14 protein-coding genes are annotated in these 12607 nt (G+C 34.5%); 12 read left to right on the top strand and 2 right to left on the bottom strand.

The genetic code is table 11. From position 1 onward, the window contains the following. The first annotated feature begins 31 nt into the window (after nt 1-31). The 6 genes from D778_RS11550 (at nt 32) to D778_RS11575 (ending at nt 6029) form a co-directional block, all read left to right on the top strand. Nucleotides 32-523 carry a GNAT family N-acetyltransferase gene (locus D778_RS11550; RefSeq protein ID WP_007650867.1) on the top strand — a complete coding sequence of 164 codons (492 nt, stop codon included), beginning with the start codon at nt 32-34 and terminating at the stop codon, nt 521-523. Then, a complete protein-coding gene (gene prmC, locus D778_RS11555; protein ID WP_007650869.1) occupies nt 520-1395 on the top strand; it encodes a peptide chain release factor N(5)-glutamine methyltransferase in 876 nt (291 codons plus the stop codon). The genes D778_RS11550 and prmC overlap by 4 nt, the downstream gene beginning before the upstream one ends. A gap of 3 nt (nt 1396-1398) precedes the next feature. Next, nucleotides 1399-3393: an NAD-dependent DNA ligase LigA gene (gene ligA, locus D778_RS11560; RefSeq protein WP_007650871.1), complete on the top strand. Its 1995-nt coding sequence runs from the start codon at nt 1399-1401 to the stop codon at nt 3391-3393. A gap of 105 nt (nt 3394-3498) precedes the next feature. Further along, nucleotides 3499-4194: a hypothetical protein gene (locus D778_RS11565; protein ID WP_040492332.1), complete on the top strand. Its 696-nt coding sequence runs from the start codon at nt 3499-3501 to the stop codon at nt 4192-4194. A 184-nt stretch (nt 4195-4378) separates the two neighbouring features. Then, complete coding sequence (locus tag D778_RS11570) at nt 4379-5101, top strand: hypothetical protein (RefSeq protein WP_007650875.1); 723 nt, start codon at nt 4379-4381, stop codon at nt 5099-5101. Between the two features lie 253 nt (nt 5102-5354). Continuing rightward, complete coding sequence (locus D778_RS11575) at nt 5355-6029, top strand: hypothetical protein (RefSeq protein WP_155949951.1); 675 nt, start codon at nt 5355-5357, stop codon at nt 6027-6029. Here the strand turns inward: D778_RS11575 and D778_RS11580 are convergent. Both D778_RS11580 and D778_RS11585 read right to left on the bottom strand, forming a co-directional pair. Then, nucleotides 6019-6936, bottom strand: coding sequence for a metallophosphoesterase (locus D778_RS11580; protein WP_007650879.1), 918 nt, complete (start codon nt 6934-6936; stop codon nt 6019-6021). The genes D778_RS11575 and D778_RS11580 overlap by 11 nt on opposite strands. A gap of 24 nt (nt 6937-6960) precedes the next feature. Continuing rightward, nucleotides 6961-7722 carry a 5'-nucleotidase C-terminal domain-containing protein gene (locus D778_RS11585; protein ID WP_040492336.1) on the bottom strand — a complete coding sequence of 254 codons (762 nt, stop codon included), beginning with the start codon at nt 7720-7722 and terminating at the stop codon, nt 6961-6963. Between the two features lie 72 nt (nt 7723-7794). On the opposite strand from D778_RS11585, the gene D778_RS11590 reads away from it, so the two are divergent. From D778_RS11590 to porD, 6 genes are all read left to right on the top strand, one after another. Next, on the top strand, nt 7795-8319 hold the full coding sequence (locus D778_RS11590; RefSeq protein WP_007650883.1) for a DUF6913 domain-containing protein: 525 nt from the start codon (nt 7795-7797) through the stop codon (nt 8317-8319). Then, on the top strand, nt 8316-9194 hold the full coding sequence (gene dapA / locus D778_RS11595) for a 4-hydroxy-tetrahydrodipicolinate synthase (RefSeq protein ID WP_007650885.1): 879 nt from the start codon (nt 8316-8318) through the stop codon (nt 9192-9194). Before D778_RS11590 ends, dapA begins: the two co-directional genes overlap by 4 nt. 116 nt (nt 9195-9310) lie before the next feature. Beyond that, the gene (locus D778_RS11600) at nt 9311-10123 is read left to right on the top strand and encodes an outer membrane protein assembly factor BamD (RefSeq protein ID WP_007650886.1); all 813 of its coding nucleotides are present in this window, start codon (nt 9311-9313) and stop codon (nt 10121-10123) included. Nucleotides 10124-10133: 10 nt separating this feature from the next. Further along, nucleotides 10134-10463: a DNA-directed RNA polymerase subunit omega gene (locus D778_RS11605; RefSeq protein ID WP_007650888.1), complete on the top strand. Its 330-nt coding sequence runs from the start codon at nt 10134-10136 to the stop codon at nt 10461-10463. 1 nt (nt 10464) lies between these two features. After that, on the top strand, nt 10465-11673 hold the full coding sequence (coaBC, locus tag D778_RS11610; RefSeq protein ID WP_007650890.1) for a bifunctional phosphopantothenoylcysteine decarboxylase/phosphopantothenate--cysteine ligase CoaBC: 1209 nt from the start codon (nt 10465-10467) through the stop codon (nt 11671-11673). Beyond that, nucleotides 11666-12553 (top strand): type IX secretion system protein PorD, encoded by an 888-nt coding sequence (porD, locus tag D778_RS11615; RefSeq protein ID WP_040492337.1) that lies wholly within the window; start codon nt 11666-11668, stop codon nt 12551-12553. Before coaBC ends, porD begins: the two co-directional genes overlap by 8 nt. Nucleotides 12554-12607: the final 54 nt, after the last annotated feature.

Consider the following 12607-nt stretch of genomic DNA (forward strand, 5'->3'; position numbering starts at 1 on the left):
ACAAATTTCAGTGTAAAAATAACATAATAAAGTGAGCAATAATAATATTGTTATTAGAGAAATAACTTTGGCAGATAATATCCAAATTGCAAAAGTAATTCGCGATGTTTTAATAGAGTTTGGTGTGCCAAAGGTTGGAACGGCTTATGCAGATGCCTCTTTGGATTGCATGGCAGAAACCTATGCTAAGGAAAAGTCGGTTTATTTTGTGGTAACAAATAAAGGCCAGGTAATTGGAGGTGCTGGAATTGCTCCATTGGATCATGGTGAAGGCAACATCTGCGAACTTCAAAAAATGTATTTCTTGCCAGAAGCCAGAGGCTTGGGCTTAGGAATAGAAATGATGCATAAATGCCTGGCTAAGGCCAAGGATTTTGGTTACAATAGTTGTTATTTGGAAACCATGCCATATATGGATGCGGCCAAAAAACTATATGCCAAGGTTGGATTTGAATGTTTAAAGAAACCTATGGGAAATACAGGGCATTATTCGTGTCATGTTTGGATGATTAAAACCTTATGAGATTAAAAGATATACAAAAGGTGTTTCATCAAGAATTGGATGTTATTTATGGTAAAAACGAAGTGGCCAGTTTTTTCAATATCCTAATGTCACATTATTTAAAACTAAACCGGATTGCTTTGGTCCTTGAGCCAGAGCTAACGGTTTCAAAAGAAGAAGAACAACCTTTGTTTGAGGCTTTAAGCCGATTGAAACAGGAAGAACCCATTCAATATATTATAGGTGAAACGCAATTTTATGATTTGACTTTTAAGGTGAATGAACACACCTTGATTCCCAGACCTGAAACCGAAGAACTCGTGCAATGGATTGTTAAATGTCATTCTGAACGTAGTGAAGAATCTCAATTAAAGATTCTAGACATTGGCACAGGAACCGGTTGTATTGCCATTTCCCTGGCTAAACACCTACCAAAAGCTAAAGTTTACGCTTTGGACGTTAGCAAAGAGGCACTAAAAGTAGCAAGACAGAATGCTGAATTGAACAATGTGGAAGTTCATTTTATAAATGCAGACATTTTAAATAGGGATTCATGGAATTTGGAGTTTAAGGATTTGCAATTTGATATCATTGTTTCCAATCCACCTTATGTAAGAAACCAGGAAAAAGCAGAAATTAAAAATAACGTCCTCAAACACGAACCACATTTGGCTTTGTTTGTTGAAGATCACGATCCGTTGCAATTTTACCATACTATTTCAGATATTGCTGTTGATAAATTGACTGAAAATGGCTTGCTGTTTTTTGAAATAAATCAATATCTTGGAAACGAAACCAAGCAGCTATTGCACAACAAAGGGTTTACGGATTTAGAATTAAAAACAGATATTTTTGGCAATAATCGCATGTTAAAAGGCTTAAAGAATTTTTAACCCATGACCATTAAAGAACAGATTTTACAATTACGAGACGAGTTAAACAAGCACAATTACAACTATTATGTGTTGGATAATCCTGCGATAAGCGATTATGAATTCGATTTAAAACTCAAGCAATTAATTGCTTTAGAACAGCAACATCCCGAATATTTTGATGTAAACTCCCCAAGCCAAAGGGTTGGAGGAGAGATTACCAAAAATTTTGAAACGCTTGTGCATGAACATCGTATGTATTCGCTGGACAACTCTTATTCCAAAGAAGATTTATTGGATTGGGAAACCCGAATTAAAAAATTGGTGGATGGCAACCTTGAATTTACCTGCGAATTAAAATACGATGGTGCTTCCATAAGTTTAACTTATGAAAACGGTTTATTTGTAAAGGCTGTCACCAGAGGCGATGGTGTTCAGGGAGACAATGTAACTGCCAATGTTAAAACCATTAAATCCGTGCCTTTGCAATTGCAAGGGGATTTTCCCGAAAAATTTGATATTCGTGGTGAAATTGTTCTGCCTTTTGAAGGCTTTCATAAAATGAACGAAGAGCGTATTGAAATAGGAGAGGAGCCTTACAGAAATCCAAGAAATACAGCTTCTGGAAGCCTGAAACTTCAGGATAGCAGTGAAGTAGCCAAAAGGCCTTTGGAGTGTTTGCTCTATAGCATTGTGGGAAACAATTTAAACATAAAAACACAATTTGAAGGTTTGGAAAAAGCACGTTCCTGGGGATTTAAAGTGCCACAAGCAGCCAAATTGGTACATTCCATAGATGGTGTTTTGGAGTTTATAAACTATTGGGACGAACATAGACATGCACTACCTTACGAAACCGATGGTGTGGTAATTAAGGTAAACAACTTGCAACAACAAGAAGAATTGGGGTATACAGCAAAAGCACCACGCTGGGCCATTGCTTATAAATTTAAAGCAGAACAAGTTTCAACCAGGTTAAACGAAATTACCTATCAAGTAGGCAGAACAGGTGCCATCACGCCTGTAGCCAATTTAGAGCCTGTAGAACTGGCTGGAACAACCGTAAAAAGGGCTTCCTTGCATAATGCAGACCAAATTGAAAAATTGGACATTAGGGTTGGCGATGAGGTTTTTGTTGAAAAAGGTGGCGAAATCATCCCTAAAATTATAGCTGTGGATTTGAGCAAAAGACCGGCAAACTCTATTCCTACCCAATATATTACCAATTGTCCCGAATGCCATACCCAGCTGGTAAGAACCGAAGGGGAAGCGCAACACTACTGTCCTAATTACAATGGGTGTAAACCACAAATTATTGGAAGGATACAACATTTTATTTCTAGAAAAGCCATGGACATAGAAGGTTTGGGAGGGGAAACAGTTGCCTTATTGGTAAATGAAGGCTTGATTCAGGATTATTCAGATTTGTATGAGCTTACCAAAGAACAGGTAATCCCATTGGAACGAATGGCAGAAAAAAGTGCCGAAAACTTAATTAAGGGAATCGAACTGTCCAAAGTGGTGCCTTTTGAACGGGTTTTATATGCTTTGGGAATACGATATGTAGGAGAAACAGTTGCTAAAAAATTGGCTAAACATTATAAAAGTATCGAAGCTTTAGCGAATGCCTCTCATGAAGATTTGATTCTGGTGGATGAAATTGGAGTTAAGATTGCTGAGAGCGTTGTCGAGTTTTTCAGTTCGGAAACAAATAGAGGGATTATCAACAGGTTAAAGAAATTTGGTGTACAGTTGGAAATTTCGGCAGAAAAACTAGCCAATCAAACCAACAAATTGGGAGGTAATATATTTGTTGTTTCTGGTGTGTTTCATACAATTTCCAGAGACGAATTAAAAAAACTTATTGAGGATAATGGAGGCAAAGTGTCTTCTTCCATTTCTGGTAAAACCAACTATGTGGTGGCGGGAGATAATATGGGACCAAGTAAAAGGGAGAAAGCCGAAAAGCTACAGATAAACATCATTTCAGAACAGGATTTTTTAAACTTGCTTCAGTAAATTAAACACTTGATTTAATTGTCGTTAAAGTGTGTTTTATTGTCGTTTAATTGTGTTTTATTAGATATATTTGCACACATAAACTAACCACGACACAACTTTTAGATGACCATTTTTGCTTCGTATTTTGTCCTTTTGGAATTTTTTGATTTTAGTAAGGACTTCTTAATAGAAATGTTTATAGCACCTATTGTTACTGTGTTTTATCTTTTTAAAGTAAAAAACAAACCCACTTTTCTCAGTTTGTTTTTAATTACTTATTCCATTTCTGATATTATAAATTTTTTCGATCAGGAGAGTTATAACGAGCACATGTATTTTTTATGTAATGGCCTGTACATGCTTTCGTATGTGTTTTTGTTTTTGGAATTGAATAAAACAGTGAACATGAAAGAGATTCTTAAAAAATTCCCCATTCATTTTGCGGTCCTGACTTTATTGAACATATACATTGTTTTTGTGATGGCTACAATTATCAATCCCATCACTTTTGAAACAGATCACATTGAATTTGTTAGGATTTTTGAACATGTTTACAATATTATCTTGTTAGGCTTGTTAAGCATGTCTTTTTTTAATTATCTGTTGAATGAAAACAACAAAGCCTTGCTTTTGTTTTCTGGATGTTTGGCTTTGACTTTTTTCGAATTTTTACTGATAGGCTATTATTATCTTTCAGAAGAAATGAGCATAATCCGTATAGTTTCCATTTTATTGGAACTTTGTGCCTTTTTAATGTTCTATTTTTCGGCCACCATAACGTTTAAAAGCCATGCAGCTAATAATTATGAGGAATATTGATTTTAGGCAATAATGATAGCTAAACCTATTCTAGTCTCTTAGTGGTTTTTGTGTAATATATCAGATTTAATGGTTTATAAAATTATTTAAAACTATTATAAATAAGCTTTATTTTATCGATAAAATGTATTATTTTTACGTTTAATTGTGTTTATTGTATATATTTGCTTTCAAATGATGGATTATGAATCTAACTAAATCTAACATTCTCATAGCTTCTATTATCTTGCTATGTTTTTCTTTTGCACTGTTTCAGTTTCAAGAGGAATATTTTATTTCCGCCATATCAAAATCATTGATCGTACCTTTATTTACCTTATTGTATTTTATAAACGTAAAAAATAAATCACCTTACTTTACTTGGTTTTTAGTGTTGTTTTCCATTTCAGATATATCTTCATTTGTCGGGTATTATCTAAATACAACCCAAGCCTTGGATATATACTATTTCATAGGAAATACACTTTATATCGTTGCATATATTTTATTGATATTTGAAGTGGTTAAAGGTTTGAACGTAAAAAAAGTGATAAAAAACTACAAGCTGCATCTTTTGGTCTTGGGCTTGTTGAATGTTTATATAGTTTATGTGCTTTTAAACATTGTGGGCCCTGTATTTAGCAATTCTTATTTGGTGTATGTGGAATTGGTTTACAATATGGTCATGCTTTTGCTCTTAAGTTTTGCACTCATAGCTTATTTTTACAACGATAGCAAAAGGTCCCTATTGTTTTTTTTAGGGTCTTTGTGTATTGTTTTTTCGGAGTTTATACAAATAGCCTATTTTTATATAGTGGATCAGGACATGCTTAATTTTACTTCTACAATCCTGTTTGTATTGGCCTTTAGTTTCTATTATTTTCATTCAAGAATCAGGAATGAAAAAACCTTTAAGTTGTTCACTTAAAAAAAAAACTGGGATTTATCTTCTTCTTTATGGTTTTCTTTCTTTCTGTTTAGGCTTATCAGATAAGATTTTAACATACTTTTCGATGAACTGCACGTTAATATCGTTGTAATTGTATATATTTGAATCAACCTACTTATGATTATTTACCGTGAAAGAATGGCTAAAAATTAGTTATAACAGAATTTTTTTATGCGTTCTGTTTTTACTTATCTTGTTAAACGTTTTTGCTTCCTATAGTGAAAACAGTTTGTTGTTACAAATTACAAAACCCTTACTGGTTCCTGTTTTTGTTATGTTTTATTACATTAAAAACAAGTATGTAAACTTAGTGTTCGTGGTTTTTTTATTGCTCTCTTTTATTGGAGATTTTTCTTCGGTATTTGTGACCAATAATTCCGTGATGAAGTTTTCAAGCTTCATCTATTTTTTAAGTTATATCACGCTTGTTGCCTACATTATATCCAAATTTAAGCGTATTAGGATAGACAAGGTTGTAGCAACCTATTTGTTAGTGGTTGTAAGCATAAACTCTTATTTTTTATATGAATTGTTTGGGATTTTAAAAACACTCATCACAGATGCAACAGAAGTGAATCTGTTTGCTTTAAAAAGTGTGTCTTTAATTGCTTTGACCTTTATGTCGTTTGTGGCTTATTTAAATGCAGATACCAAACAGTCCATTTTGTTTTTGTTTACTACCTTGTGTTTTGTGTTTTCTGATGTGCTGCACTATATAAGCAATTATTACATCTACAATTGGAGTTTTGTAATGTTGGACCATGTGCTGCATATAATAGGCCTGTTCTTCTTGTTCAATTTCATGATAGGAGAGAACAGACTGCGCAAAAAACAATTGGTCTTGGAACGAAGCAGTTCTAAAGCATTGGAAACAGAAGATACAAGCTTGGTACTATCTAGACAATAATGGAAGTTCCGTTGGCTGTTTTGTTTCTGTCGGAATCAAAATAAAAATCAATACGTCCTAAATTAATTCCATAACAACCTACTTGGTTTACAAGGGTGTTTTTACCCTCAGCATTTTTGGTGATTGTTGGTTTGGGTAGAAAGGTATGGGTATGGCCACCAATTATCAAATCGATATGCTTTGTTTTTTCTGCAAGTTTTAAATCGCTAGGTTTTTCTGGGTCGTTACTATAATTATAGCCTAAATGCGATAAACAGATCACCAAATCGCACTGTTCGTCTTCTTTAAGGATACGACTCATGTCCTGGGCAATTTCAATAGGGTTTAAATAAACGGTTTCTTTGTACAGGTTCTTTAATACCAAGCCATCCAATTTAATCCCAACACCAAAAACACCTATTTTAATGCCATCTTTTATAAACACTTTGTATGGCTTTACATGTGTGTCCAAAATGGTATTTGAAAAATTGTAATTGGCGGAAAGAAAATCAAACGCTGCATGTGGCAATTGGGCATACAGTCCATCAATCCCATTATCAAAATCATGATTCCCAATCGTGGCTGCATCATATTTTAATTTGCTCATGAGCTTAAATTCCAGTTCACCACCATAATAATTAAAATATGGCGTGCCTTGAAAAATATCTCCAGCATCCAACAATAAAGTGTTGGGGTTTTCATTTCGAATGGCCTGAACCAAACTGGCTCTTCTAGCAATTCCTCCTTTATTTGGGTTTCTGCCATCTTCAGGACCAAATGGATCTATATGACTATGGACATCGTTGGTGTGTAAAATGGTAATGTGCTTGCTCGCATTGGCAGCTGTAAACGACGGTAAGGTAAGTCCTCCCAAGGTTATCAAGGCTGTTGCGGCTGTGGATTGCTTTATAAAATCTCTTCTTTTCATGGGTTTTGAAAATATTTTGGATGCTTATTGGTCTAATTTTATAAATCTATCATCAATCACTGGATTAATAGTGTCTGTTTTGTAAAAATAATCCAATAAGGCATTTCTAATCTTATAATTTAAGATATACAGACTGTCGCTGGGCTTAAAAAAATCCATCCCATCGCCACCATTGTACAAATAATCGTTTGTGGCCACATAATAAATTTTGCTCGTGTCTATGGCTTTGTTATTGATTCTGGCATCAACCAATTGGTAGTTTGTATCGACTGTTAGATTTAATTTTGAAATAGGATGTGCTCTTTTCGCAGTAACTAAATAATCGACTAAATCGTTAACCTGCGACCCTTTAATGGCAGCAACCACCACGCTGTTTTCAAAAGGCATGATTTCAAAAGCTGTTCTGGTGGTAATATCACCTTTGGAAATAATGGAACGGATACCACCATGGTTTACCAGGACCATATCAATATCTTTTCCGGTTCGTTTTTTAAAAACGGGATTGGATTGTTCGTAAATCACATCGGCAAATAAGTTTCCAATGGCAGTGTTAAGTTCACCATCGCTTTTGGAATAAGTGGCTACAGCATAACTTATAACACTGTCCAAGTCCTTGTTTATGTGTTCCCTGTAAGGCTTGACAAAAGCTTCAATACCAGCATCTGTTTCCAAGCTGTCTGTAATGGCAATTTGTTTGCCTTCAATTCTTGTTAAGTGTTGCGTTTCTTGCTTGCAAGAAAACATGAAAGCTATAAAAAAAAGCGTAAATAAAGGCTTAAAATTCATGATGAAACATCTGGGTTTTAATAATTTTTTGTGTGTACTTTTACTACCTTTGTAACAAAGTATAAAGATATAATGATTTTAAAGGGTTTAAAAGAAAAATCTATTAAAAAGAATTTAAATAGTATTTTAAACAATCGGGAAGCAGATTTTAATTCCAATAAAATTGAAAGCATGGGAATTATTATAAATGCTGATGAAACCCAAGATTTGGAAGCCATTAAAACCATAGCCACAGCTTTACAAATTAGACCCAATAAGTTAAGGATCATTGCGTTTACAACATCAAAAAAAGAAGTGACTTATTCCTGGGAAACCTGTTTCAACCCTAAAGATTTTACCTGGAACGGTAAAATTAACAATGTGGAACTGCAAGGTTTTTTGGATACGGAATTTGATGTATTGATAAGCTATTATTCCAAGGATGTTTTGGAGTTGAAATATGTAACTGCAGCTTCAAAAGCCCATTTTAAGGTTGGGATTTTTCAATTGGACAAGCGCTTTAACGATTTGATAATTAAAACAGAATTAATGAACATTGAAGCTTTTAAGGCTGAATTAACCAAGTACTTAAAAGTACTAAACAAATTAAACACATGAAAAACAAATTAACTGGTCTGGGGATAGCAATTGTAACACCTTTTAAGGAAGACTTAAGCATAGACCATGAGGCGCTTGCCAAAATTGTAAATTTCAATATTGAAAACGGAACAGATTATATAGTAATAAGTGGCACAACCGGAGAAAGTGTTACCATAACCAAAGAAGAAAAAAAAGCTGTTATTGATACCATAGTGACCGCAAATGCCAACAGAGTGCCTTTGGTCTTGGGTATAGGAGGAAACAATACAGCGCAGTTAATTGAAGAAATCAATTCTACCGATTTTTCACACATATCTGCTATTTTATCTGTTTCTCCTGCTTACAGCAAACCAACCCAAGAAGGAATTTATCAACATTTTAAAGCCATCTCCTTGGCATCGCCCAAACCTATTGTTTTATACAATGTTCCAGGCAGAACGGCGTCTAACATGTTACCGGAAACAGTTATCAAATTGGCTACAGAATGCAATAATATTGTAGGTATAAAAGAAGCTGCAGGAAATATGTCGCAATATTTTCAATTAATAAAAAATAAACCAGAAGACTTTTTAATCATCTCAGGAGATGACGATTTGGCTTTGCCTGTAACCCTAGCAGGTGGTGCAGGAGTTATTTCGGTAATTGGTCAGGCTTTTCCGGAGAAGTTTTCAAAAATGATTCATTTAGGCTTGGAAGGGAATGCTAAAGAGGCCTATAAACTTCACTATCAGTTTTTGGATATTATCTCTTTAATTTTTGCTGAAAACAATCCAGCAGGAATAAAAGCTGTTTTAGAGCGTTTAAAGTTGTGTAAGGATACTGTAAGATTACCACTTGTGGTAGCTTCAAATGCCTTAAAAACAAAGATAGACCATTTTGTAAATACATTTTAAAAAAGTTAAATTATACTTAAACCTGATATAAAGCCTGTTTAAGCAATTATTTTAGCTGAAAATAATATTTTTAAAATCCATTATAATAGCTTAATTTTGCCTCCTGTTTAAAAATTATGAAGAAACTTTTTTATTTATTTATAACATTCACTGTTTTAAGTTCTTGCAGTCCATATCAACAAGCGCTGAAAAAACCAGATATTGCAGAGAAATTTAGAGTTGGTGAAGAAATGTATAACAAAGGGAAATTTGCCAAAGCAAATAAATTGTTTGCTCAAATAGTTCCAAATTATAGAGGAAAGCCTCAAGCCGAAAAGCTTATGTTCCTTTACTCCAAGTCTTTTTATGAAATGAAGGACTACTATCTGGCAAGTTATCAGTTTGAGAGATTTGCTTCGGCTTACCCTCAAAGTGAAAAAGTGGAAGAAGCTGCGTTTTTAAGTGGAAAAAGTGCTTATATGTTATCTCCTGTTTATTCCAAGGATCAAACAGAAACTAGGGATGCCATAGAAAAATTACAAGGGTTTATAAACCTTTATCCGGAATCGGAGTTTTTACCAGAAGCCAGTAAATTGGTTCAGGAACTGGATTTTAAGTTAGAGAAAAAAGCCTTTGAAATTGCTAAGCAATACAATAAAATTGCTGGTTATACAGGGGATTATGATGCCTCGATAAAAGCGTTCGATAATTTTATATTGGATTTCCCGGGTTCTAGCTTTAGGGAAGATGCCTATTATTACAAACTGGATTCAGCTTATCATTTGGCAATGAACAGTATTGAATCCAAAAGACAAAATCGTTTGGAAAGTGTAAAAGCGCACTATAATAACTATAAAAAAAATTACAGCAATTCTGAGCGTATGGAAGACGCCAACAAAATGTTGGAAGACGTTACCAAAGAATTGGAAAAATACAGTACTAAAAGCTAAATACAATACAATGGATTTAAAAAAAATCAAAGCTCCTGTTAATACCATTACTTACAATAGAAATAAAATAGACGAAGCCACTGGAAACATCTATGAGTCTATTTCTATTATTTCTAGAAGAGCAGAGCAAATTAATTCTGAAATCAAAAAAGAATTAATAGAAAAGCTTGAAGAATTTGCTACATTTAACGATAGTCTGGAAGAGATTTTCGAAAACAAGGAACAAATAGAAGTTTCTAAATTTTACGAAAAATTACCTAAACCTCACGCTTTGGCAGTGCAGGAATGGTTAGATGGTAAAATTTACTACAGAAACACAGAAGAAGACACAAAAGCATAATATGTCAATACTAAGCGGCAAAAACATACTTTTAGGCATTAGTGCTGGTATTGCTGCTTATAAATCTGCTTCATTGGTTCGGCTGTTTATAAAAGCTGGGGCCAATGTTAAAGTGGTAATTACGCCATCTGCAAAAGATTTTGTTACGCCGTTAACACTCTCCACCTTATCCAAAAACCCTGTACATTCAACCTTTGTGGACGATGTGGACAGCGAGCTATGGAACAACCATGTGGAATTGGGTCTTTGGGCAGATGTTTTTGTTATTGCTCCTGCTACGGCAAACACCTTATCCAAAATGGCCAATGGTGTTTGCGATAACTTATTGTTGGCAACTTATCTTTCTGCAAAATGTCCTGTTTATGTTGCTCCAGCAATGGATTTGGATATGTACAAACATCCAACCACCAAACAATCGTTTAAAAAGTTGGAATCCTATGGAAATACAATCATTCCAGCAACCAGTGGCGAACTGGCCAGTGGATTGATAGGAGAAGGGCGTATGGCTGAACCTGAAGATATCCTTTCCTTTATGGAAAACGATATATTAAAGAAATTGCCTTTACGTGGTAAAAAAGTACTCATTACTGCTGGACCAACTTACGAGGCTATAGACCCTGTGCGATTTATAGGAAATCATTCCAGTGGAAAAATGGGCTTTGAAATCGCTAAAGCTTCAGCAAATCTTGGAGCAGAAGTTATATTAATTTCGGGTCCAACACACTTGTCCATTGCCCATAGCCTGATACGGGTTGTCTCGGTAACTTCAGCAGAAGAGATGTATCAAGAAACCCATAAGTATTTTAAAGATATGGACATAGCTGTTTTAGCTGCAGCTGTTGCAGATTATAAACCAGTAGAAATAGCCAATCAGAAAATAAAAAAGGCAGATACCACGTTAACATTACAGTTGGAAAAAACAAAGGATATTTTAGCCTCCTTAGGTGTCATTAAGAAAAAGCAATTATTGGTTGGTTTTGCCTTAGAAACGGAAAATGAGCTTGAAAATGCAAAAGCAAAACTAAAAAAGAAGAATTTAAATTTAATTGTATTAAATTCGTTACAAGATAAAGGCGCAGGTTTTAAAACCGATACCAATAAAGTAACTATTATCGATAATAAAGATACGGTTACCGAATATAAACTCAAGTCGAAAGCAGAAGTGGCAAAAGACCTTCTAAACGAAATTATAAAACAATTGCATGGGTAGGATTCTAGTATTTTTAATATGGTGTAGTAGTGTTGCAACTTACGCACAGGAGTTAAACTGTAATGTAGTGATTAATGCAGAGCAAACCGGTAATAGCAACTTGCCTGTATTCAAAACCTTGGAAAAGCAAATTTTTGAATTTGTAAACACCACAAAATGGACCAATAAGGAGTTTACCAACCAAGAACGTATAGAGTGTTCCATGTACATTAATGTAACCGATTATGCTGGAGATGTGTTTAATGCCACCATACAAGTACAATCTTCCAGACCTGTTTATGGGTCTTCTTATACCACTCCTGTTCATAACGTAAACGATAAGGATTTTACCTTTAGGTATCTGGAATTTCAAAACATGGTTTACAATCCCAATGCTTTTGAATCCAATCTAATTTCTGTACTGGCTTTTCATGTATATATGATTTTAGGGATTGACGCTGACACGTTTGAACTTAATGGAGGTGACACCTATTTCAAACAAGCTCAAAATATTGTAAATTATTCCCAAGGTCAGAACAGTAAAGGTTGGCAACTAAGCGATGGCACACAATCCAGATATGTGTTGGTGGATAATATGTTGTCTCAAACCTTTGAAGCTTACAGGGAGGTTATGTACCAATATCATAGAAATGGTCTGGACCTCATGCACCAAGACCAAAAACAAGCCAAATCTAATATTGCGAATGCTTTGGTAAGCTTGGAAGCCATGAATAGAGTGAGGCCCAACTCGTTTATCCTGAGAACTTTTTTTGATGCCAAGGCCGACGAAATTCAAGATATCTTTAGCTCTGGACCTAGTGTGAGCATCGATAAACTTGTGGATGCACTTAACAATGTGGCACCTATGTATTCCAGTCAATGGCGAAATATCAAGTACTGATATTTTAGTCCTTAAATGTGATATTTAGGCATAACATTTCTTGAAATTACTTAC

Origin of the sequence: Xanthomarina gelatinilytica (genome assembly GCF_000348685.1) — a bacterium.
In the GTDB taxonomy this organism is placed as follows: domain Bacteria; phylum Bacteroidota; class Bacteroidia; order Flavobacteriales; family Flavobacteriaceae; genus Xanthomarina; species Xanthomarina gelatinilytica.

Coding starts and splice junctions, on each gene's coding strand:
- D778_RS11585 (WP_040492336.1), bottom strand. CDS start 7,722: ATGAATTTTAAGCCTTTATTTACGCTTTTTTTTATAGCTTTCATGTTT.
- D778_RS11570 (WP_007650875.1), top strand. CDS start 4,379: ATGAATCTAACTAAATCTAACATTCTCATAGCTTCTATTATCTTGCTA.
- porD (WP_040492337.1), top strand. CDS start 11,666: ATGGGTAGGATTCTAGTATTTTTAATATGGTGTAGTAGTGTTGCAACT.
- coaBC (WP_007650890.1), top strand. CDS start 10,465: ATGTCAATACTAAGCGGCAAAAACATACTTTTAGGCATTAGTGCTGGT.
- prmC (WP_007650869.1), top strand. CDS start 520: ATGAGATTAAAAGATATACAAAAGGTGTTTCATCAAGAATTGGATGTT.
- D778_RS11605 (WP_007650888.1), top strand. CDS start 10,134: ATGGATTTAAAAAAAATCAAAGCTCCTGTTAATACCATTACTTACAAT.
- D778_RS11590 (WP_007650883.1), top strand. CDS start 7,795: ATGATTTTAAAGGGTTTAAAAGAAAAATCTATTAAAAAGAATTTAAAT.
- D778_RS11600 (WP_007650886.1), top strand. CDS start 9,311: ATGAAGAAACTTTTTTATTTATTTATAACATTCACTGTTTTAAGTTCT.
- D778_RS11565 (WP_040492332.1), top strand. CDS start 3,499: ATGACCATTTTTGCTTCGTATTTTGTCCTTTTGGAATTTTTTGATTTT.
- ligA (WP_007650871.1), top strand. CDS start 1,399: ATGACCATTAAAGAACAGATTTTACAATTACGAGACGAGTTAAACAAG.
- D778_RS11580 (WP_007650879.1), bottom strand. CDS start 6,936: ATGAAAAGAAGAGATTTTATAAAGCAATCCACAGCCGCAACAGCCTTG.
- dapA (WP_007650885.1), top strand. CDS start 8,316: ATGAAAAACAAATTAACTGGTCTGGGGATAGCAATTGTAACACCTTTT.